Source organism: Bacillus salipaludis, from assembly GCF_004358205.1.
Genome location: NZ_SMYO01000009.1, coordinates 153713 through 175938, shown reverse-complemented (window position 1 = coordinate 175938; position 22226 = coordinate 153713). Strand labels below are relative to the sequence as shown.

Sequence of the window (22226 nt, the reverse complement as noted above, 5' to 3'; positions counted from 1 at the left end):
AATGGATTTTAAAGCGATTTTAGAAGCAAGTTATCGGGAAATGCTCCGAAGATACATAGAAGAATCAAGTGAAGTGGCATTGTACCAAGGCCAAATGTTTAGCAGGAAATCAATTGAACATAAGGTATCGCCTGAAGAAATCATCCATATCCATTGTAATGTATTAAAGGATTTATTTCCTGATATTCAAAAGGAAATTCTATCCTCTTTTGATTTTCTTATGGAGTTTATGATGGACTATGGCTTAGCCTATCAAGAACATCAAAGCTTAAGAAATCGACAGTTTGAAATCATTTCAGAAATTGAGACTGCTGCAAGCATTCAAGAAAACCTTTTAGAAACGCCAGTCCCAGATCATGATGAACTAGATATAGGTGCTATTAGCGTTCCGGCAAAGAAAATGAATGGAGATTTTCACCAATTTGTTCATGAGAGAGAAAGGATTAGTATTGCCATTGCTGATATCATTGGCAAAGGAATACCCGCCGCTCTTTGTATGTCCATGATCAAATATGCAATGGACAGTTTATCGGAGTCCACAAAAATTCCAAAAGATGTTCTAGAATATTTAAATAAAGTCGTAGAAGGAAATGTCGGCTCAAGTATGTTTATTACGATGTTTTATGGAATCTATGATTCCGTTAAGCATTTATTTACATATGCTGCAGCTGGGCATGAACAAGGATTCTATTATCATTCATTAACAGATACCTTTGAAGATCTAATAACAGAGGGTATCGTGTTAGGGGTAGATCAGGATGTTACATATAAGCAATATGAAAAAAGGGTAGAACCGGGTGATATGCTTGTTTTACTCTCGGATGGTGTGACGGAATCAAAGACAGACGAGGGGTTTATCGAACGCTCGGCGATCACTGATTTAATTCAAACCTATATGCATTTATCCTCCCAAGAAATGGTGGAAAACATCTATCATGATATTGAGAGAATGCAGAATTTTGAGTTAAGGGATGATTTTACCTTAATTATTTTAAGAAGAAAGCAATAGGTAAGGAGAAATATGAATGAATTTAAAAGTAGAAAAGATTCTCGGGTGAAAAAATGATAGAGCGTGAATTCAATCAGTATATGAAGGCCATTGCCTATCAAATTCAAAAAAAGGGCAACGACGTTAATGGAGATAGTTTCTTTATGAAAGCAATCGATGAATACTTTATTTGCGCGGTTGCTGACGGTTTAGGGAGCGGACAGCATGCTCATGCCTCATCAAAGGCGATTTGTGAAGTGGTGGAACAACACCATGAAGAAGAGGTAGAAAGATTAATCGACTATTGCAATCATGTTCTTAAAGATAGAAGAGGTGCAACCGTATCCATTTTAAAGATAGATTTTTCACAAAAGAAATTCACTTATGGCTCGGTGGGAAATATTGAATTTATTCTCCATAGCCCCTCTGGCCGATTCATTTATCCGATTCCAGTTATGGGGTTTTTATCAGGAAAGCCGCAAAAGTATCAATGTGAAACTTTTTCTTATGAAGAAGGTTCGAAATTTATCATACATACTGACGGTCTTCTCATTCCAGGTATTAAATCATTAATAAGCAACTTTAGGACGATTGATGAAATTTCGAATCATTTAGAGAGCTATACACAAACCAGGAAAGATGACTTGACCTATGTGATCGGTCAACTGTTTTAACAATACAGATCCCCATATGCATGAGTACGTTTTTTTGAAGAAGGATCATTTTGATCATGAATGAAATCGTTTTGGGGAGCTTCAAAATGATACTTTTACATAAGGAGGACTAACTTTGAATACCTTTTATGACACAAGAAATATCTCAGAATATATTATCGCGAATAATGTGAAATTTCAGGAAAGGCTTTTATCGGAGGCGGTAAATGTTGCTTCTAATATAGAGGGAATTTTAAAAGCCGGAAACATTGATCTTTTGAAAAATGCTCAAAGAGTCGTTCTTTACGTTGTGGAAAATTCAATCGATGAACTCATTTCATTTGCCAAACAAGAAGGAGTCGCCTGGGCGAAACATTCATTAACTTTAGAGTTCAAACTAGAATGGGTACATGCAATAAGACGTACCTTATGGTATTTCATCGAGCTTTATGATCAAGAAAAAAAGAATTTTAATCATGCTGGCGTTTTTTTTGAATTGGAAAAGAGTGTAAATGATGGGATTGATGAATTTTTAAATACCTTTTTCATTAGCTATTCCCAGTATAAGGATGAATTAATTCTTTCTCAAAGGAAATTAGTTGAACATTTATCGGCTCCAATCATACCAGTCAGTCCAACTGTAGCTGTGCTGCCGTTGATTGGTCAGTTTGATTCGTATCGAATGGATATTATTGAAGAAAAAATTCTAAAGGAGATCGCGAGGTTAAAGATTCTTACCTTGATTATTGATCTTTCTGGAATATCGGATATGGACGAAATGACGATTTCCCATTTTCAAAAAGTATTGATTGGCATAAACTTGATGGGGGCTAAATCAGTCATAACGGGATTACGCCCTGAGCTAGTTAGGCAAATGGTTAATTTAGGAATTGACCTTAAAGGTCTAACAGAAACAAAAGCAACGTTACAACAAACACTAAATGAACATCTTGCTTAACCTTCACTTTTTTTGAATGAATCAATCGTAATGCTAAAAAGTAACCCCTCGTTCTGGTTGGTACGAAGGGTACTTTTTATTTGTTTAGCTCTGTTAAACTTAGTTGTTGATTTCCGCTCCAATCAACGTTTTTCAAAATTAATATCGGCCTTTAACAAGCCGTTTTTTAAAATATTATTATGGCTTTAAAATTGATAACAATTAGTGGGAGGTGGGATCGTATGAAAAATAATGAGTTATATCATTTTCTATTAAGGAAAACATGGAAGTTAACAGAACAATGGTATGATTCCTTGGATAAAAGCAACGCATCCGGAGTATATGCTTCCCAAGATCCTAAGGTAATTAACACACTCAAACAGCAAAACTATGAGTTTCATTTGCAATTTTGCAATGCATTTAATGAAGAAATCTCTAATGAACAATTCTACCAAGAGTTTGAAGAATGGGTCATGACTGTTGCAAGGGACGAACAACATTTAAGGACGCCTATCCCATTTATTTTAAGGGAATTTTTTAGAGTCCAAGAGCAATACTTAGACTTAGTTCAAGAATTTATTCAGCTACACGAACATGAATATTCTGATGAAAATATAAATACTTGGAATCGTACCATTGTGAAGAATTTCAATCTGATCATCGCATGGTTTACACAAGAAAGCTATCAATATGCAGAGTTAAAACTGAAATCCCAACAAGAATTAATAAATGAACTTAGTTCTCCAGTCATTTGTTTAAATGACAACGTTGCTTTACTTCCGTTGATCGGTGATATTGATCGTGAAAGGGCAAAGTTTCTCCTTGAAAATACCTTAAAACAATGTACGAAACTTAACATTCATCACCTTTTGATTGATCTATCAGGGGTAGTGAAAGTTGATACCATGGTTGCCTTACAAATTTATCAATTGATTAAAGCACTGAGTTTAATAAACGTTGACAGTACCCTTTCAGGAATTAGACCTGAAATCGCAAAGACTGCTGTTCAACTTGGAATTGATTTTAATAAAATCCCGATTGTTTCTACACTTAAACGAGCCATTAAAGGTTTAGTGTAATCAGATACATTTTTTTTAAAGAACTGACTTAAAAGGTCGTTGAATGACGGCTCGTTTAAGTCAGTTTTTTATGTATAAATCGGCAAAAAGTGTTTAGGTCTCCTGGAAAGGGGTAGTTAAAATACCAAGGGTACCAAAGAAATAAGCAGCTGCAAATTCAGTTGAAAGCTAGAATGGAACAGCACCATTTTTTTAAAAAAGAGGAGGAGAGGAACATGGATAAAAATAAATATGGGCAAAAGAATATGGAAGATGCTGGTCATAGAGTGGGACTAGCCCCTTATTATCTCAATGATAGAGAAGTTGAGAAAGGCAAAAACGATGATGATCCCGCGCAAGATCGCACTGAAAGGGATGTTAAGGATTCGCTAGAACAGAATGGTTCGCGAGAAAGCGAAAAACAAAATGGTACATCTGGTTATAATATCGAATCTTTAAGCAGCGAGCGGAGTTAATGGGCTTGTTCAAATAAATGAGCGAGAGACATGACAAGTCTCTCGCTGTTTTAGTCCATGAAAAAGATAGATACATAGAACAAAAGGGGAGCTGAAGGAGGTAACCGAGAATGGAAAGAAATCATACGATGATGCAATTCTTTGAATGGCATATAAAACCGGAGGGTACTCATTGGAATCAATTAAAAGAAGCTGCACCACAATTAAAAGAGATAGGAATTGATTCGCTGTGAATTCCACCCGTTACAAAAGGGAAATCAGCAGAGGATGTTGGTTATGCTGTATATGACTTATATGATCTTGGTGAATTTAATCAAAAAGGAGCAATCCGTACAAAATATGGAACAAAACAAGAATTAGCAGATGCTGTTGCAGCCTGTCATAATTTAGGAATAAAAATGATTGCAGACATCGTTATGAATCATAAAGCAGGAGCAGATGATACTGAAGTATTTAAAGTCGTTGAAGTCAATCCACAAGATCGAACGAAAGAAATTTCCGAGCCATTTGAGATAGAGGGATGGACAAAATTCACTTTCCCAGGACGAAGGGACAAGTATTCCTCTTTTAAATGGAATTTCGAGCATTTTATTGGGATAGACTATGACGCTAAACAGGATAAATCGGGCATTTACCGAATCGTTGGAGAGAACAAAACGTGGAGTGACAAGGTAGATGATCAATTTGGCAATTATGATTTTTTAATGTTTGCGGATATTGACTATAATCATCCAGATGTAAGAGAAGAAATGATCCATTGGGGGAAATGGCTGGCCAATACCTTACATTGCAACGGTTATAGATTAGACGCGATTAAACATATTAATTATGATTTTATTAAAAGTTTTGTTGAAGAGGTACGTGTGGATCTTGGTAAAAACTTTTATATGGTTGCTGAGTATTGGAACCGTAATCTCTCAGATTGTCAGCAAGTTTTAGAGGATGTCGATTATACGATCGATTTATTTGACGTCCCGCTCCATTATAAATTACATGAAGCGTCAATAGCGGGGGCTGATTTTGATTTAACGACCATTTTCAATGAAACGCTCGTGAGCACCAACCCGACTCATGCAGTAACATTTGTCGATAATCATGATACACAACCAAATCAGTCTCTTGAATCTTGGGTAGATGACTGGTTTAAACAAATCGCTTATGCTCTTATCTTACTCCGAAAGGATGGTTTTCCCTGTGTCTTTTATGGCGATTATTTTGGCATTGGCGGGGAAAATCCGATTGAAGGAAAAAAAGAAGCGATTGATCCTCTTGTATATGCCCGGTACCATAAGGCATATGGAGAACAAGATGATTATTTTGATAACGCAAATCTAATTGGTTGGGTTCGAAGAGGGGTGAAGGAAGTTGAGCGGTCTGGCTGTGCAGTCCTAATCTCCAACAGTGGTGGGGGAGAAAAAAGAATGTTTGTAGGTAAAGAGCGTGCAGGAGAAGTTTGGGTAGACGTTACGGGAACAAGAGATGAAGAGCTTACGATTGAAGAGGATGGATTTGCATCTTTCCCGGTGAATGGAGGAAGTGTATCCGTATGGGCACAGCAGCATGAATGATAGGATGAGAGTTTTTGTATTCTGGTTATATTATTAATCCCCACAAAAAAAAACACCTTCAGCGTATCCTTACGGGTTTCCTTGTGGGGTGCAAAACGGTAATCGCTGACAAAATCAAATAGTAAATCACATAAACCTCACAGTATATTTCATTGTCAAAAATGCTTAGAGGAGAAAAGCATTATTTTAATTTTCCTTTTTTCACGAAACCACCCGTAAGTTATAAAAGTTCATTAGATGTTAAAGCGAGTTTGATAAATAAGCGGAAAAATTTCTGTTAATTAAGAAAAAGCACTGAAAATTCCGTAAATAGGCGGAAAAATTCCGACTATTTACGGAAAAAACGCGAAAATGGGTAATTTTGCTTTGCTTAATCGGAAAATCTCCTCTTATTTTAAAGATCACTGGTTACTAAATGAAGGATAAGACTTCCTATGTTTTAAAAAACAAGTAAACCTCAATTAGATGTGTTGAGGGGGAAGGTTAAAGCATCTGCGAGGTCTGTCTCCTCAGCCCCCTAATCCTGAATGTGTATACGTGCCCGTGTAAGGTACCCAAAAAAACTAAATCCAACATAATCCACACACTAAATCACAAAAAATTCACACACCCTCCATTAATTATTCCATGCCCTGCGGTTATAATAATAAACGATATTAATTTATTGCAAATCGATAAATTATAATTTAAAATGAATTTGTATTTAATTATGTGAGGTGCTTTTATGAAACAAATTCAAGTTACGACACTCTTTTTAAAAGTAACTGTTTTTATTATTGGAATCCTCGTTCTTGCCTTATGTATATTTTTAGTCCCCCATATGGCGAATTTCGCAGCTAAATTGTATCCAAATATTGCCCCAATGAAATCTCTCGTTTTCATCGTGATGTATGGAGCGGCTGTGCCTTTTTACTTTGCTCTCTATCAGGCTTTCAATCTTTTACGGTACATTGACGAGAACACAGCGTTCTCGGAATTATCTGTAAAGGCGTTAAGGAACATAAAGTGCTGTGCGATTACAATCAGTGGTTTGTATGTATTAGGTTTGCCACTCTTTCATTTTATAGCGAAGAAAGTTGACCCTCCTATTGGACTAATGGGACTCATTATCATTTTTGCTTCGTTGATTATCGCCGTTTTTGCTGCTATCCTCCAACGGCTTCTACAAGAAGCGATTAACATAAAATCAGAAAATGATTTGACGGTCTGAGGTGGAGGGATATGCCAATTATTATTAATATTGATGTGATGTTAGCAAAACGGAAAATGAGCGTAACGGAGCTTTCGAATAGGGTTGGAATTACTATGGCGAATCTGTCCATTCTGAAAAATGGGAAAGCAAAAGCGGTTCGTTTTTCAACATTAGAAGCGATATGTAGGACTTTGGATTGTCAGCCAGGTGATATTTTGGAGTACAAAAGCGATGAAGACACTCAATAAAAACAGATAACAAATTTATTTAACTAATGGGAGACGATAATTTAAGGGATAGCCATTAAGCTATCCCTTATTTGCGTTTATTGATGTTTTTAGCTCAGAGAATTCCATCAATTGCAGAAATTAGTGACAAAAAATATGATGTGTAATGTTTGCACCTTAAAAAGGGAACCCGTTAGAGTATTCCAAAAGGTGTTTTTGTTAAGTGTTCTTGTCATTCTTAACTGGTAATAAATTGCCCGACATTAATATGAATGATTTGTCCTGTCATATAGGAGGCATCGTTGGAAGCAAGTAAAACGTAACTTGGAGCCAGTTCTTCCGATTGGCCCGGACGGCCCATTGGAGTGTTTCTTCCAAAGTTTTGAACCTTTTCTTCGGGAAAGGTGGATGGGATAAAAGGGGTCCATATCGGCCCAGGGGCTACACCATTTACTCGTATTCCTTTTTTAACAAGAGATTGGCCAATGAACGAGTAAAGGAGACGATGGCCCCTTTCGTAGATGAATAATCGATTAACTGTTCGTTGCCCTCATAAGCTGTAACCGAATTCTGGGCGGGTAAGCCGGCTTTTCCTCAAAAATCGTAAATAACCGGATCCAGATACTGGAGGAAACTATGGAGTCCTTGATTAAAGATATAATAGAGCAATATGGATATTTTGGAATCTTTTTTTAATTGCATTAGAAAATGTTTTCCCCCCTATACCTTCAGAATTAATCCTTACTTTTGGCGGCTATATGACTTACGGAACAATCTTAGTGTTACAGGTGTTGTTATCTCATCAACGATAGGTTCGATTTTGGGAGCAATTTGTTTATATTGTCTCGGTTTGCTATTAAATGTAAAAAGATTAGAAAAAATCATCGAACGCTATGGACGTATATTACGGTTAACAAAAGAAGATATAAATCGTGCAGATTCGTGGTTTGATCAATATGGAAGTTGGACAGTATTATTCTGTCGGTTAATTCCCCTTATTCAAAACTTAATTTATATACCAGCTGGAATGGCAAAGATGAACTTCTGGTTATTTTTAATATTTTCAACAATTGGGACCCTTGTTTGGAATACCCTTCTAGTTAATCTTGGAGCTAGATTGGGAGCTAATTGGGAAAACGTAGTGTACTTTATGAATAGATTTTCCAATGTGATGTACCTAATTATTATTATTCTGTTTATAGCGCTAGTAGGTTGGTATATTAAGGAAAGAAAAGAAAAATAGTATGTGTTGTACGATTTTTTTCTTTGGAGCATGGAATTTTCCCTGTTAAGGAAGTGGATGGATGGATTTATTAACTTTTACTGAGGAATTTTTTAATTATATAAGGAAATTTTTACTTTTAAGATTTACACTATTTGCTTTGGTTCTTTTGACCTTTTCCTTTGTCACAAACCGTATTTTAGATTGGTTCTTTAGGAAGTCAAATTTTTTTGATGAAGAAGTTGAACAAACGATTCAAAGTGTAATTCGATCAATTTTTAGGTATGGAATTGCGATCAGCCTTTTTATTTATCTAATTAGTCAATTTGTAGACATAAAAGGAATTCTTGCAGGAGCAGGTATTGCCGGAGTCGTCGTCGGTTTTGCTGCACAACAGATGCTAAAAGACGTTATATTAGGGTTCGCGAGATTAACGGACAAAGAGTTTCGTGTCGGTGATTTTGTTACTTTCAACGGAACAATCTCAGGTACCATTGAGGAAATCAGTATTCGTTTTATGCAAATTCGTGAATGGTCGGGAAAACTACTTACAATCCCACATGGAGAGATTAGAACTATACAAAATTTTAATAAAGGCTGGATGCGTGTTATTGAACGGATCACAGTAAGTTATCAGGAAGATCCTAAAAGAATAAAGGAATTATTAGAAAAAGTATGTGAAATCTGCAATGAAAAATTTGAACAAAACTTATTTAGACTAGAGAACGGGGCTGTTGAACCATTTCAATATATTGGTATTACGGACTTAAATCCAAACATCAAATATGTTGGGTACGAATTTTGTATTGTAGGCATGGTGAGACCTGACGAATATTTTGAAACTTCCAGGCAACTTAGGTTTGAACTAATGTCTTTTTTCCATAAGAATCAAGTAGAAATGCCCACTGCGAACATGTTCGTTCATACTGATAAATTACAGGAGATTCTCGAAGAGCAGCCTTCACGAAGCAGGTAGAGAAAACTCGCTGATTGGAAAGCCTAGGTCGGTTTATGCTGCGTGGTCTCAAGCCGATCCGGGTCAGGGCGGGAACCCAGCAGCCATCATTAGTGAAATTGTGTGGGCTATTACATAGAATACAACCGAAATGATTGAATAATAAAACGAAGGCTGACTTAGAAGGTCGTTGAATGACGATGCTTTTAAGTCAGTTTTTTATTTTTTGGTAATTAATTGACCTAAATAACCTTTTATAGCCTTCCTTTTTATATGATGAAATAGGGTTCAATGAGGTAAGATTCATCATAAAAAGTGAAAATAAGGCATGAAAAAATTAGATTATACATAAATATTTTTGGAAAAAGGTTAGCCAAATAATGTTGAAGTAAAGGAAGGGGAAACTGATGAAACTAAACCATCTCAATTTGACCGTGACCGATGTAAAATTGGCAAAAGAGTTCTTGGAGAAATATTTCGATCTGCAAATAAAGCATACACGCAATGATTCGTTTGCTTTACTGAATGACGATCATGGGTTAGTGCTTTCCTTGATGAAAGGCAGTCAAGCAAGCTATCCAAAGACCTTTCATATCGGTTTTATCCAGCCCAATGATGATCAAGTGAACAAGATTTATCAACGGTTGAAGGATGATGGCTTTGATGTTAAACCTCCTCAAAGGGCACACGGGTGGACATTTTATGTTCAAGCACCGGGTGGATTTACTGTTGAGGTACTCTCATTTGAAAATCTTTAATAAAGCATTTATCTACACCCTGACCGATGGCAAGCCTAAGAATAAAATTGTATTTTCAATTGAAACATTCGTTTTGACTATTATGCATGTTTACCTTGGAATACTAAGCATCATATGAGTAAACTAAAGAAGGAAACTAAAAATCCATTTGTAGTTTCCCGGGTGTACAATGTTTCCAAATCAAAGGGGATCGCCTAGTGAGAAATAATCCACCTGAGCCGCTAATAAACCCAAGGATGGATTATTTTTTATGGTTAAATGACAGTATGGGTAGGATTAAAATAGAAAAAGCAATCGTAATCATTAATTTAAAAAACTGTTCATTCAGCATCCCTTTCTGATTAGGAGTGTGCCACCAATTCATTGCGACAATAAGAGATAAATATTCCTCACAATTTATTATTTTTCCCTCACAATGCTGGCCGAGATCCAGCCTTTGATCCCGTTAGCGGTTTGAACTTTTAGCCACTTAATTCCTTTGGAATCTACTTGTTCTTCATTCAAAAAGTGTATGATTTCCCCATTATCAATCGTATATAGCCGATCCGCGGTTAGTGCGGGAGCTACTCGAATATTTCCACCATCTTTATATTTTCTATTTAATATGAATTCTTTTGTTTCAGGAGACGCCGAACTGAATACTTGTTTTTGAACAGGTTCTTGATTTAACCAGGCCTCAGCATTTTTCCATTTTTGTGTATACCATTCATTTGGATTGTTCATGGTTGCTGCAGACAGCAATATCGCTAAAGCTGTGGCAAAATAGAAGGACCATCTTTTAATCCTTGCTTTATTCCTTTTCCGTTTCCTGAAAAGCTGAATCATTTTGTTGAAAAATCGATCGAACAAGGCAAACATTCCTTCAATGATATCAACCCAAAAAGGAATGTCCGTTTTTCTTGCTTCTCTCCGCCTTTTTAGGATTGTGCAAATTCCTGCCATGATGGGATAAGAAAGGAGATATAGCATTTTTTTCAACAACCTGCACATCAAGTTGACCAAGTGAGGAACAATGTACAACAAAATCGTTCTTGCGAGCAGCAGGAGCACAAAGAGAACCAAAAATATACGGAGCCATTCCGGAAGGAGAGAAACCGGTGCCCACAACCAAAACAGCTGATTTATAATGGATTCCACAGTCACTACTCTCCTTTATTTAAATAGGATGGAAGTCCTCTCCTTGGACTAGAAATCTGTTTTTGTCCATTTGCTTTTTCCAGTTCTATGGGAAGATAGGGGAATAGTTTCTTTAGTTTGGCTAATCTTTGTTCTGCCTGGAACTGGTCAATCGTGTGATCGTTGATCAAGTTTAAAAGTTGTTTGTTTACTTCGTATTTAAAGGTTTGATTTTGGATAAACTCTGATTCTACCAACCGCTTAGCCATTTCATTTTTTTCTCCCAGTTTCCCAGCCGTGATAAAATCACCTTCTTCAAGTGCTTCTTTAATCGAGGCAGAAATCCGGCGCGCTTCCTCCAAGTCATGAGCTTCTTGATAGGCAGATAGTTCTGCGTTCCTATCTAAATCAGCGATCGTCTCATCATGGCGCTGATCGCGAATACCTTGCCGGATTAAAACACGAGTATTTCGAACAACGATTCCAGCCTCTTTTAACACCTTGACTAATGGCGAGGTCTGAAAAAATTCTTCAATATGCCGGGCAAATCTCAGTTCCTCTTCAATAGGAAAAAACCTTGCTTCTGATTCTACCCAGAAGGGCAGATTATTATTAATCATGGTGCGAAACTCTCCTGCATTTTGTTGAACCAAGCGTTCCGGATGTTCGACTCCGATATCGATAAATAAATTGACAGAAAACCTTCTTCCTCTTGTTGCCGAAGGGACCTCCTCATTATAAGTGATGGTTTGCTGCTGCATATTGACGGTATAAACCCTATTATATTTACCGATCCGTAATTCACTGCGTGACAAACGTTCACCATTTTTAACGGCATAGTATTCATTGTTCTTATTTACATAAACAAATGCATAAGCCATAGACGACGCCGGCGGTTTATCCCAAAAACTAAATTTCACGTCTTTAACATCTTCAATAAATTGCATTAGGTCATTCCCTCCAATTTCACTATTTTCATTGAGAGATCACTCACCCTTGTCTACATTCTATGCAGACAATCGCAAGAAAAATCCCCATATCTTTTGATAAAGGTTTTTACATATCCCCTCACAGTCTTACTCCTTTTTATTGACATTGACAGTTTCTTAACAAAGGACCTTGGTACGGTTCTTGTGGTATTTTTATATTCTGTGATTTAAGAACTAATTCTTTTAATGTGTATTAATTGTTTTCTATATTTTTACAATTCTACGAACCTTTATTATTAAACTTTTTCATATTTTTTATATAAGACTTAACTAAATTTAAAGGGAATGGTACAATTTTCCTGTAGTTTGGGCTAGAGCCTAAAAAAGACCAGATTATCGGGCCAGTGAAATTAGACGATATTGAAACATATTTTTGTTGGATTACTGGAGATACGAGTTTTTAGAAATTGGAGCGCCGTGAGTTGACTGCCCATATTGCCTATAAACTAGACGTAGAAGCAGCGGGGGAAAAATATATTGAAAATTATCTCCGCGTAGAAGGAAACCTAGTATCCGGTCATGCATGACCAGACCTGCGAGGCTTTATAAGAGAATTCATCAAACAATTAAATCAATCATCTTATTAGCCGGATATTCATAAAGGTCCTAAGAAGCTGAACCCCAATTGTTCGTTACAACTAGCAATTGGAGGTGTATTTTTTTGACCAAATAATAGAATCAAATTAAAAGACAAACAAAGTCAACAAAAGACAAAAAAAACCGTTTTAATATTTTTACATTCAAGGTACAATTTGGTAAAAGGGTATAACGGGGTGATAGGATTGAAAGTAATAAAAAACAAGACAGTATTAATGATAATAACATTTATATTTGTGGCAACATTTGCTTATTTATCTCCAATGGGGAATGCATTCACCAAACCAAAACTTATTGAAGCCCAAACAACATCTAATGCATTAGAAGGAGAATTCCATTTAGATAATATTGTTAAAATCTACATACCGTCTACAAATGGGAGTGACCCGATTTCTACAGACGAGCATAACAAATGGGTAGATAATGCCATGTCTCACTTTTCTATTATGTTTGGAGGTGCTACATCTGTTGATGGAAATGGGGCTTGGGTTGATGATAAGGGAAATCTGATTAAAGAAAAGGTTACGATTGTGTATAGTTTTGCACAAAAATTAAATAACTCAAAAATTGATGATGTTGCAAATTACGCAAAACAAATTAAGGAGGAGTTACATCAATCTACTGTCTCCGTAGAAGTCAATGGAAAAATGTATTTCGTAGAATAATTGAAAAATAGCTCTTCCATTAATGGGAGAGTTATTTATTTGTAAGTTATCTTTCTACTAGAATTAAACTTCAAAATAGTCCATTCAAATTGTATCCTTCATAAAAAATGGAATCTTGAATCTTATGTTAAATAACAATATTACCAAAATATGGGTATATTGTAATTCCTTCTGAAATATATTTTTAATCGGGTTTTTAAGTCCTTCATACCACGTCGTTTCACTAGACATTCATGGGTTTGCTGGATGAGAAATGCCTAAACATTGTTAATCTCAGGAGGAATCACATGACTTCAACACTAGGAACACAATTTATCCCCATTGCAAAACAATCCATTACCATGAGCACTAACACAATCACTTCACTCACAAGTTCAAGCCAGGACCGATTACAGTATCACAAAGCCGTTCTAGAATCGGTGGGAATTACTTCCCTTTCATCCCTTGGAACACTTAACTTATCAGGAAATTTAATACCACAAGCAGGGCTAACAAGGCCTGATCCAAATTTGGCGGCCAGTCAGGTATACTTTCAGTCAGCATATAAATTAACGAACACGGCAACAACACCTGTACTTCAACCTGCTGGGGGCCAGGCTACTATACTTAAAGCCATTCCGTTACCATCGAAAACAGTAAGTGCTGCTTCTGTGTCAAGTCTTACAACCCAGATTAATGTAGATACCGCTTATTGGGTCGCCACCGAAATCAATTTACAGGACAATACGACCATTGTCCTCAAACAACCGCAGCATTATCTTATTTTAATTGCTGAAAAAATAACGGTTGGCCAAAATGTTACGTTTACATGGGAAAGGCCAAGTAAATTTAGTCCTGCTAAACCGATGAAACCACCAACACCTCCTCAAGCGCCAACTTCCACTACGCTTGTGGGCATTACAGGGACAAATGGAACACATGGTGTCAAAGGCGGCAGAGGCCCAGACGGAACGAGTGCTCCTGAATTAGAAGTATGGGTGCTTGATATGACTGGACGTCCTGCTTTTGATTTAAGAGGCCAGGATGGAACGACCGGTGGTGCTGGTCAGGATGGCGGGAATGGCGGCCAAGGAGGAAAAGGAAAACCTGCGCAATTAGATTGGTCAGGATTCTGCAAATCTGGGGCAGGTGCTGGCGGCAACGGAGGAACAGGTGGAAATGCAGGTTTGGGCGGAGATGGAGGAAATGGGGGAACTGGAGGGAAGCTTTCTCTATATGCCCCACAGAATGTGATCAATCAATACCTTCAAGGTTTTTACATAACCGTCGATGGTGGACGTGGAGGAGCAGGAGGTCTGCCTGGCGAAAGGGGTTCTGGTGGAGCTGGAGGACCTGTTGGAGATTCTCTTAAAGCTAACTTTGGAGCTGTTTGCGGGCCTGGATCCAGAACGGCAGGATCCAGAGGCCCCGATGGTGCATCTTCTGCTCAAGGTTATTCAGGCTACGAGGGAGGAAAACTTCCAGATCCGATCAGTATGCGTGCCATCGATCGAGAGGATTTCTTGATAAAACTGCTTGAACCAGTTATTTTTAAAGCAACTCCTGCTTATGCATATGCAGGGGAAAGCATCACATTAGAAGGCAAGCGTTATACGAAAACCGATGTTGTGCTTATCGATGGTTCGCCAGTGCCAACAAATGTATACAGTGATACGTCCCTGCAATTTTCCGCTCCTTTTATTAGAGGTGGGCAGCATACTATTCAGGTCAAACAGTCGGATGGAACATTATCTAACAAAGCCTCTTTGTATATTAAGCCTAAGGTCGATTCTGCCCAGCAGGATAACAAAGAAAATGAACATATGCGAGTGATTCCGGGGCGAAAAGTAACGTTAATCGGCAGTGGATTTTCCGAAAATGCCATCGTCCGGATCAATGATCAGGATATGCCGGATGTTACTTTATTAAGCCCAACCCAGCTTGAGTTCACCTTGATCAGACCTTCCACAGTTGAACAAAATCCATCAGGAGAGCATGTGACAGCACGCGTGATTCTATCAGACGGTACTCCATCTAACACCCTAAATTTGGTGTTGGATACCTTTCATATGCTCGTCCTTGGGGATTCTGTTTCCTGGGGTCAAGGTCTTTTCGAACAGGAAAAGCACTATTCCCTTGTCGGCAATGCTGTTAAAGCTCGGAATGGAAATATCGGATTCTATACCCAAGTACTTGCGCATTCAGGGGCGACCATTGGAGTAGATGATCATACAAACACTCCTGCAGTAGATGGAGAGGTTCCTGTTTCCTATCCGACGATTCTCCAACAGTGTGATTTATTTGTCGGTGATCCAGAGCAGGTAGATCTGATCATTATGGATGGCGGAATCAATGATGTGAATCTTCGAGTTGTCCTGAATCCATTTAATCAAGATGATTTGAGTGAACTTAATCGGACTCAATTCCTTGATAATAGTAAAACTTTATTTACTGAAGTGGGCAAAACCTTTCCAAATGCCAAAGTCATTGTAACGGGATACTATCCTCCTGTTTCTGAGCATAGCAATCTAAGTGCTGTAGAAGTATTACTTGTTGCGTTAGGTATTGCGACAGATGGAATACCAGGTGGTGTTGTGGCTGGGTTTTTGACGGAACATCATCTGCAGATCATACATGAAAGAAGCTTGCTGCTTGCGAACGAGTCCAAATTGTATCTCCAACAGGCTGTGGATGAAACCAATACTACTCCGGAAGGAAAAAACCGGTTTTTCTTTGCCGATCCTAATATTGGTGTAGAACACTCTGCTCTAACCAACGATCCTTATTTATTCGGGATTAATTTGGATATGTCTCCACAGGATTTTATCGCAGCTGAACGGCTGATCTCTTGTACAAAAGCTGGCTGTACGGGAATAGACTTCGAGATCTGCAAACGAGCTTCAATGGGCCATCCTAACCATAAAGGGGCAATTGCTTACGCAAATGCAATCTACCCATTTTTATAAGTAAGCAGAATCCACTGCGTTATAAAGAGAAAAATTTAGACCAAAACCTATCAACTGAAATGATCCCCTTAGGTTGGACTAATAATCCAACTTAGAGGGGTTTTAATTTGTTAAGTTTTCAACTGAATTTAGCAAAATGGTTGTTTTAGAGTATTTGAACTACTACATACCCTATTGATAATTTCAAAAACCCTCACTGAAAAATAACTAAAAAGGAATTAAAAATATGTTTGGGGAAATTGTAATAATATCACTATTACATATTTGAGAGGAAGTAGTATATAAGTGGAGAAAAAATTGTTAAACTTACTTACTGCACTATGCCTTGTTTCCTTACCCTTCCTATTCAGAGGATCAAAAATGAGGGAAAATTTAGTTATTTTTTTCTCAAAGGGAGTACTTGCAACTCTAGTTGATGCTTATGTTGTGGGTACCAAAAGAATTGATTACCCTGTTCGCCCTTTTCCTAAAATTTTTAAAACCAATATTATTTATGACATGTTGTTTTTCCCAATTTTAAGTGTTATCTGGGTTAAAATATCTTATAATGACAATTTGGTTAAAATTCTTTTAAAGAGTTTAATTTTTAGTGTACCAATGAGTATCGGCCAATGGTACTTTGAAAAGAATTCCAGGTTATTCAAATGGAAAAAATGGTCTCCATTCCATACCTTCGGAAGTGTAAACTTCACTTTATTTACAATTAGAGGATTTGTGGGATTAATAAAGAAATTGGATAATTTAAAAAGAACATAGTGGGAAGGTTCTTGTGGCTTTTTTAGTTCAAAAGTGGCCGCAAGAACCTTCCAACCGTCCATGTGGAAATCATTAATCGTTTTTCTCAAATGTCAAATCATGCTTTTTCGCCAATTCCTTTAATGCGTTTTGATAATCTCTCATTAATTTTCTTGCTTCTGTTAATTTATTATTTGCTTCGTTGATTTTATTAAGATCTTGTTCTTCGATCGCACTGACAATCATAATAAAAGCACTGTTTTGTAAATTGACTGCTTTCAGATAGATTTCATGGATATCACGGACTTCTTTTGTTTTAGGCCGGATGCTTTCTACTTCAGCAATATAATCGCGGTATTTGGGGATTACTTCTTTTACCATTGTGTTATAAGTGATATTGTCATTTGTATAATTTGCTCCCGTGACACTTTCATAAAGATTAATCACATCTTTTTCTTTTTTCGCGAGCGGCTTTGTTTGTTTGTTTACATAATTTTGTAAATCATCCTTAACTGGGTCATTTCCACAAGCAGTAAGAAGCGTCCCTATCATTAGAAAGAGTAGAATGATGATTCTCTTTTTGTTCAATCTGATCACCCCCACGGACACTATATGCACGGGAAGAAATGTCCAATAACCATTTTATGGATGAAGCATGGGAGTAACGGTTGAATAAAGAAATGGATATTACAAGGGTAAGTGAGTGGAGTCCAATGAGGGAAATTATTGTGGTTTCATAAAAAAGTGCCAGGTATTCCTTTAGCAGAAAGGTACCTGACACTTTTTTTAGAAGGGGTTTGATGTTTATTTGTCCTAGCAAATTTATTATAGATAAAATAGTTTAACAAAGTATGAACAAAACATTGCAATCGTATTAAAATTTTATTGGAATCACCCATCGATGGAACGTTTGTTCGTGTTTTATATACCATGTTTTTGAAACAAGTTATATGAATGAGGGTGAGGGAGAATCCCCTTCAAGCTTTTGAACTTTGCTATAATGACCACTATATAGATTTAATTTTGGCTATTCTAATGAACAATGTTGATTAGTAAACAAAGATGATTAAAGCGAATTGCCTGAAGCGGAAAGCAACAATCAGGTTTAACAAAGCCATAATTTTTAATATATAGGGGAGAGAAATATGGAAAATAACGTTTTTGAACAGATGGCAAGAAGATATGATACAGAGGAAAGAATTGAATTAGCTAATGTGATCGTTAAGGAAATAAGACCGGAATTACGAAATAATCAATCAAAATCTTTATTAGACTATGGGAGCGGTACTGGACTGGTTAGTTTAGAATTATCAGATTTAGTAGCTGATATTTTGTTGGTAGATTCATCAAAAGAAATGTTGGAGGTTGCGAAAACAAAAATTGCTCAAAAAGGAATCACCAACTCAAAAGTGCTTTATTCCGATTTTACTCAAGAAACCCCTAAACTTAAGGCAGACATCGTTTTAATGTCACTTGTCCTTCTTCATATTCCGGATACTAAAAAAATTTTACAAGAATTGTTCAACATTTTAAATGATGGTGGCAAGTTGATGATTATTGACTTTGACAAAAACGAAAAAATCCATCATCCGAAAGTTCATAACGGTTTTTCACATGACGATCTGAAAAACAGATTATCTGAAGTTGGATTTATATCAACTGAAATTAAGACATTCTATCAAGGCAATCGTATTTTTATGAATCAGGATGCCTCCATGTTTCTATCCAGTAGTATCAAGTGAGTTTATGCTTTTTCATTTCTTGCTTCACAACGTCTTTAAAAAATAACCATTCAAATCAAAGGGGGACTTTGGACCTTGTTAAATGTCATTAGTTCGCAGCTGTCTCTACGAGAGGAAAGAACTCGGTAACGATGTGGGAAACCAAGACATCAATGTTTCAGTCAGTACTTTAGGAAAAAAACCAAGTCTAGAATTTCCTTTTTTATAGGAAACTCAAGCATTCAACCCACTGATAAAGGGAAACCCAAAGGGCATACTAAGATTAGATATAAAGTGGGAGGATATAAATTTGAGTATGAACGAGAATGCATTATCTATCTTCGCCTTGGGCGGCTTGAATGAAATCGGGAAAAATATGTATGCAATCGAATATTCAAACGATATCGTGATTATCGACTGTGGCAATAAGTTTCCAGATGAAAGTTTATTAGGAATTGATCTGATTATTCCTGATATAGCTTACTTAGTAGAAAATAAAGATAAAGTTAGAGCTTTAATTGTCACACATGGACATGAAGATCATATTGGGGGGGTCCCGTTCTTCTTAAAAAAATTGAATGTACCCGTCTATGCCACACGCTTCACACTAGGATTAATTGAAATCAAATTAAAAGAACATAAACTTCTAAGAGAAAGCGATCTTGTTGAAATTAACTCAAACTCAACCTTGAAAATCGGAGAAATGAGTGTAAGTTTTTTCAAAGTGACCCATAGTATTCCTGATTGCTTGGGAATGGTCTTTCACACACCAGAGGGGAATATTGTACATACGGGGGACTTTAAGTTTGATTTAACCCCTGCGAATAATGAGCATTCGGATATTCATAAAATGGCTGAAATCGGCAATGAAGGGGTCTTGCTCCTATTGTCTGAGAGTACTAATGCAGAACGTCCTGGTTTGACCCCATCGGAACAAATAGTAGGTGAACATGTAGAAGCAGCTTTCATGAAAGCCGAAGGAAAAGTTATTTTTTCTACCTTTGCTTCAAATATTAGTCGCGTTCAGCAAGTCGTGAATGCAGCGCAAAAAACAAATCGAAAACTTGTGTTACTTGGACGAAGTATGGTTAAGGTCATAGCGGTTGCTATGGAACGTGGTTATTTAACAGTTCCTGGTGGAATGTTAATTGACCCACATGAAATCAATGAAATGGCTCCTGAAAGGATGGCTATTTTATGCACGGGGAGTCAAGGAGAACCATTGGCTGCTCTTGCCCGCCTGTCCACTGGAAACTTTCGCGGTGTTGACATTTTACCTAAAGATACGGTTATCATTGCAGCAGGTCCAATACCCGGGAATGAACGAAATGTCACAAGTATCGTCGACAACTTTTTTGGACTTGGAGCCAACGTAATTTATGGGTCAGGAAGTACATCCGGAATGCATGTTTCCGGCCATGGTTATCAAGAAGATTTAAAACTAATGCTAACATTAATGAAACCAAAATATTTTATTCCCATTCACGGTGAATTTAGAATGCTACACCATCACCGTTTGTTAGCTGAATCCGTTGGAGTAGAGCAAGGAAACACGTTTATCATCAGTAATGGCGATGTCATCGATATTGAACATACCATTGCCCGTCACACCCGGAGAATACCCGTTGGGAATACTTACGTAGACGGGGGAGATGTCGGTAATGTTGGGGAAATTGTGTTACGAGACCGCAAACAGCTTTCAGAAGATGGAATGCTCATGATTGTTTTAACTATGAGCAAAGCGGAAGGAAAACTGATTTCTGAACCCGATACCTTTTCTCGTGGATTTGTAGATAGAGATTTCTCGGAACTACGAAGTGACGTTAATCGACTTACTTCAAAAATTGTTAACGAGTTATTAGAAGCAAATAGAAACTCATGGAATGTAATGAAAAAACAAATAAAAAAATCAATACGACAATATGTATATACACATACTAAGAAAAAGCCAATGATTGTTCCTATACTTATTGAAATTTAATCGGAGGTAAGTTTTTAAAAAAAATGAATTAATTGATCTTTAACAATCGAGCTCGATTGTAGAAGAAGAATAAATAAATGTCGATTCCTTATTGTCTTAGGAAATCGGCTTTTTTGTGCTAGAGAAGACCTTGCCTTTTTGGAGAACCTCCAAAAGGAATCCTTCCTATAAACTATGTAGAATTCAATTTTAAATTTAATTTGTAAACTATGTAGACTAGTATAGCTAAATCATACGACCTACACTAAGAGAATGCTACATAGTTTACATTATGTTGTATTATTGGGTGGTTGGACATTAAGTCCCTAGCAAGACGGCTGCATCCATGCTGCGTAAGGTTGCAGCATGAAAATCAGTAATTATAGATTTAAAATAAAAGAATTGGTCGAAGAATTAAATGGAGGCAAAATCCGTCTTGTTATTTTATCTTCGAACATATACACAAGGAATTCAAAATGGGGGAAGCTCTTTTTAACTACTATGAGTGCAGTTGCTGAAATGGAACGAAACCTTATCAATGAAAAGCAACGGAATGGAATTGCTATTGCAAAAGAAAAAGGGAAGTACAAAGGAAGAGTTAAGAAATATCATTCTAAACACGCAGGAATGAAACATGCTCTAGACATGTATCACTCCCAGAATTATACTGTTAAGGAGATAACAGAAATAACCAGCGTTTCCAGATCAGCTTTGTATCGTGCTTTAAATGAAGAAAATGAAAATAGAGAGCCGACACAAGGAGGAATTTAAAAATGGCTGTAGACAATCATGCAATAGATTGTCTAAGACATTATTTTGATGCAGCCTACATGGACTTGGAAAACGAAAGGAAAAAATGAATATACAAACCTTTCTGACTGCCTTTCCTTTAAAACATGGATGGGTAACAGGTGCATTACTAGAACAACGGTAATGCTTTTTTCTTCCTTGAAATGAAAAGGTAAAGGAGTAAAAAATGATTATAAGGCAAATGATTGAAGAAGACATACCTCAACTTGAACAATTATATAAACAATTTTGGGGCGAAGAATCTTGTATTGAAACCATGTATAAGCAGTTTAATAAACTACATAAAAAGGATAGCCATATATTTATCAGTGCCATTGAAAATACTAAATTAATCGGTTCTGTTATGGGAGTAATATGTGAGGAACTATATGGGGATTGCAAGCCTTTTTTAGTCCTTGAAAACATGATAGTAGATAAAAACTATAGGGACAAAGGGATAGGGAAAGCTTTAATAACCGAACTTGAGAAAATTGCTGCCAAAAGGGGTTGCTCTCAAGTGATATTGGTAACTGAAAGAAACAGAGTTGACGCTGTAAAGTTCTATGAGTCAGCGGGATATAGTTCCCAAACTCATTTAGGTTTTAAAAAGAAGCTCACTTAAAGGGTTCTTATGTTGCAGAACAAGCTGTCAACAAAGGCAGACTTTATTATTCA

General features: G+C 36.9%; 19 protein-coding genes and 3 pseudogenes. 18 read left to right on the top strand and 4 right to left on the bottom strand.

Annotation, left to right across the window (positions count from 1 at the left end; translation table 11 throughout):
- Position 1 precedes the first annotated feature (1 nt).
- From E2K98_RS19665 to E2K98_RS19630, 8 genes and pseudogenes are all read left to right on the top strand, one after another.
- Complete coding sequence (locus E2K98_RS19665) at positions 2–1009, top strand: PP2C family protein-serine/threonine phosphatase (RefSeq protein ID WP_133337086.1); 1008 nt, start codon at positions 2–4, stop codon at positions 1007–1009.
- A gap of 53 nt (positions 1010–1062) precedes the next feature.
- Positions 1063–1662 (top strand): PP2C family serine/threonine-protein phosphatase, encoded by a 600-nt coding sequence (locus tag E2K98_RS19660; RefSeq protein WP_133337084.1) that lies wholly within the window; start codon positions 1063–1065, stop codon positions 1660–1662.
- A 115-nt stretch (positions 1663–1777) separates the two neighbouring features.
- Positions 1778–2599 (top strand): STAS domain-containing protein, encoded by an 822-nt coding sequence (locus tag E2K98_RS19655; RefSeq protein WP_133337082.1) that lies wholly within the window; start codon positions 1778–1780, stop codon positions 2597–2599.
- A 221-nt stretch (positions 2600–2820) separates the two neighbouring features.
- Positions 2821–3657: an STAS domain-containing protein gene (locus tag E2K98_RS19650; protein ID WP_133337080.1), complete on the top strand. Its 837-nt coding sequence runs from the start codon at positions 2821–2823 to the stop codon at positions 3655–3657.
- A gap of 215 nt (positions 3658–3872) precedes the next feature.
- A complete protein-coding gene (locus E2K98_RS19645) occupies positions 3873–4112 on the top strand; it encodes a hypothetical protein (protein ID WP_133337078.1) in 240 nt (79 codons plus the stop codon).
- Positions 4113–4222: 110 nt separating this feature from the next.
- Positions 4223–5680 (top strand): annotated as a pseudogene (locus E2K98_RS19640) (alpha-amylase).
- A 724-nt stretch (positions 5681–6404) separates the two neighbouring features.
- On the top strand, positions 6405–6890 hold the full coding sequence (locus E2K98_RS19635) for a DUF2975 domain-containing protein (protein WP_133337076.1): 486 nt from the start codon (positions 6405–6407) through the stop codon (positions 6888–6890).
- A gap of 11 nt (positions 6891–6901) precedes the next feature.
- A complete protein-coding gene (locus E2K98_RS19630) occupies positions 6902–7120 on the top strand; it encodes a helix-turn-helix domain-containing protein (protein ID WP_133337074.1) in 219 nt (72 codons plus the stop codon).
- Between the two features lie 217 nt (positions 7121–7337).
- On the opposite strand, the pseudogene E2K98_RS19625 reads toward E2K98_RS19630, so the two are convergent.
- A pseudogene (locus E2K98_RS19625) lies at positions 7338–7666 on the bottom strand (SDR family oxidoreductase); the annotation flags it as partial.
- 69 nt (positions 7667–7735) lie between these two features.
- Here E2K98_RS19625 and E2K98_RS19620 point away from each other — a divergent pair.
- The 3 genes and pseudogenes from E2K98_RS19620 to E2K98_RS19610 all read left to right on the top strand — a co-directional run bounded on the left by E2K98_RS19620 (position 7736) and on the right by E2K98_RS19610 (position 10034).
- Positions 7736–8342 (top strand): annotated as a pseudogene (locus tag E2K98_RS19620) (DedA family protein).
- Between the two features lie 61 nt (positions 8343–8403).
- Complete coding sequence (locus E2K98_RS19615; RefSeq protein WP_133337072.1) at positions 8404–9297, top strand: mechanosensitive ion channel family protein; 894 nt, start codon at positions 8404–8406, stop codon at positions 9295–9297.
- Positions 9298–9683: 386 nt separating this feature from the next.
- Positions 9684–10034 (top strand): VOC family protein, encoded by a 351-nt coding sequence (locus E2K98_RS19610; RefSeq protein WP_133337070.1) that lies wholly within the window; start codon positions 9684–9686, stop codon positions 10032–10034.
- 399 nt (positions 10035–10433) lie between these two features.
- Here the strand turns inward: E2K98_RS19610 and E2K98_RS19605 are convergent, their stop codons facing one another.
- Both E2K98_RS19605 and E2K98_RS19600 read right to left on the bottom strand, forming a co-directional pair.
- Complete coding sequence (locus tag E2K98_RS19605; protein ID WP_133337068.1) at positions 10434–11171, bottom strand: SH3 domain-containing protein; 738 nt, start codon at positions 11169–11171, stop codon at positions 10434–10436.
- Positions 11172–11176: 5 nt separating this feature from the next.
- Positions 11177–12097 (bottom strand): hypothetical protein, encoded by a 921-nt coding sequence (locus tag E2K98_RS19600; protein ID WP_133337066.1) that lies wholly within the window; start codon positions 12095–12097, stop codon positions 11177–11179.
- Between the two features lie 824 nt (positions 12098–12921).
- On the opposite strand from E2K98_RS19600, the gene E2K98_RS31760 reads away from it, so the two are divergent.
- From E2K98_RS31760 to E2K98_RS19585, 3 genes are all read left to right on the top strand, one after another.
- Positions 12922–13401 carry a DUF3574 domain-containing protein gene (locus tag E2K98_RS31760; protein ID WP_235824871.1) on the top strand — a complete coding sequence of 160 codons (480 nt, stop codon included), beginning with the start codon at positions 12922–12924 and terminating at the stop codon, positions 13399–13401.
- Between the two features lie 287 nt (positions 13402–13688).
- Positions 13689–16346 (top strand): SGNH/GDSL hydrolase family protein, encoded by a 2658-nt coding sequence (locus E2K98_RS19590; protein ID WP_133337064.1) that lies wholly within the window; start codon positions 13689–13691, stop codon positions 16344–16346.
- 285 nt (positions 16347–16631) lie between these two features.
- The gene (locus E2K98_RS19585) at positions 16632–17102 is read left to right on the top strand and encodes a CBO0543 family protein (RefSeq protein ID WP_133337062.1); all 471 of its coding nucleotides are present in this window, start codon (positions 16632–16634) and stop codon (positions 17100–17102) included.
- 72 nt (positions 17103–17174) lie between these two features.
- Here the strand turns inward: E2K98_RS19585 and E2K98_RS19580 are convergent, their stop codons facing one another.
- Positions 17175–17669, bottom strand: coding sequence for a hypothetical protein (locus E2K98_RS19580; RefSeq protein WP_235824870.1), 495 nt, complete (start codon positions 17667–17669; stop codon positions 17175–17177).
- A gap of 557 nt (positions 17670–18226) precedes the next feature.
- Between E2K98_RS19580 and E2K98_RS19575 the strand changes: the two genes are divergently transcribed.
- The 4 genes from E2K98_RS19575 (at position 18227) to E2K98_RS19560 (ending at position 22173) form a co-directional block, all read left to right on the top strand.
- Positions 18227–18823, top strand: a complete 597-nt coding sequence (locus tag E2K98_RS19575; protein ID WP_133337060.1) for a class I SAM-dependent methyltransferase — start codon at positions 18227–18229, stop codon at positions 18821–18823.
- A gap of 289 nt (positions 18824–19112) precedes the next feature.
- Positions 19113–20783 carry a ribonuclease J gene (locus tag E2K98_RS19570; RefSeq protein ID WP_133337058.1) on the top strand — a complete coding sequence of 557 codons (1671 nt, stop codon included), beginning with the start codon at positions 19113–19115 and terminating at the stop codon, positions 20781–20783.
- A gap of 345 nt (positions 20784–21128) precedes the next feature.
- Positions 21129–21533, top strand: a complete 405-nt coding sequence (locus E2K98_RS19565) for a recombinase family protein (protein WP_133337056.1) — start codon at positions 21129–21131, stop codon at positions 21531–21533.
- A gap of 205 nt (positions 21534–21738) precedes the next feature.
- Complete coding sequence (locus E2K98_RS19560) at positions 21739–22173, top strand: GNAT family N-acetyltransferase (RefSeq protein WP_133337054.1); 435 nt, start codon at positions 21739–21741, stop codon at positions 22171–22173.
- The last annotated feature ends 53 nt before the right edge of the window (positions 22174–22226 follow it).

Excerpts from the sequence above, each read along its gene's own strand:
- E2K98_RS19665 (WP_133337086.1), top strand. The coding sequence starts at position 2 with ATGGATTTTAAAGCGATTTTAGAAGCAAGTTATCGGGAAATGCTCCGA.
- E2K98_RS19660 (WP_133337084.1), top strand. The coding sequence starts at position 1,063 with ATGATAGAGCGTGAATTCAATCAGTATATGAAGGCCATTGCCTATCAA.
- E2K98_RS19650 (WP_133337080.1), top strand. The coding sequence starts at position 2,821 with ATGAAAAATAATGAGTTATATCATTTTCTATTAAGGAAAACATGGAAG.
- E2K98_RS19645 (WP_133337078.1), top strand. The coding sequence starts at position 3,873 with ATGGATAAAAATAAATATGGGCAAAAGAATATGGAAGATGCTGGTCAT.
- E2K98_RS19635 (WP_133337076.1), top strand. The coding sequence starts at position 6,405 with ATGAAACAAATTCAAGTTACGACACTCTTTTTAAAAGTAACTGTTTTT.
- E2K98_RS19630 (WP_133337074.1), top strand. The coding sequence starts at position 6,902 with ATGCCAATTATTATTAATATTGATGTGATGTTAGCAAAACGGAAAATG.
- E2K98_RS19615 (WP_133337072.1), top strand. The coding sequence starts at position 8,404 with ATGGATTTATTAACTTTTACTGAGGAATTTTTTAATTATATAAGGAAA.
- E2K98_RS19610 (WP_133337070.1), top strand. The coding sequence starts at position 9,684 with ATGAAACTAAACCATCTCAATTTGACCGTGACCGATGTAAAATTGGCA.
- E2K98_RS19600 (WP_133337066.1), bottom strand. The coding sequence starts at position 12,097 with ATGCAATTTATTGAAGATGTTAAAGACGTGAAATTTAGTTTTTGGGAT.
- E2K98_RS19590 (WP_133337064.1), top strand. The coding sequence starts at position 13,689 with ATGACTTCAACACTAGGAACACAATTTATCCCCATTGCAAAACAATCC.
- E2K98_RS19575 (WP_133337060.1), top strand. The coding sequence starts at position 18,227 with ATGGAAAATAACGTTTTTGAACAGATGGCAAGAAGATATGATACAGAG.
- E2K98_RS19565 (WP_133337056.1), top strand. The coding sequence starts at position 21,129 with ATGAAAATCAGTAATTATAGATTTAAAATAAAAGAATTGGTCGAAGAA.
- E2K98_RS19560 (WP_133337054.1), top strand. The coding sequence starts at position 21,739 with ATGATTATAAGGCAAATGATTGAAGAAGACATACCTCAACTTGAACAA.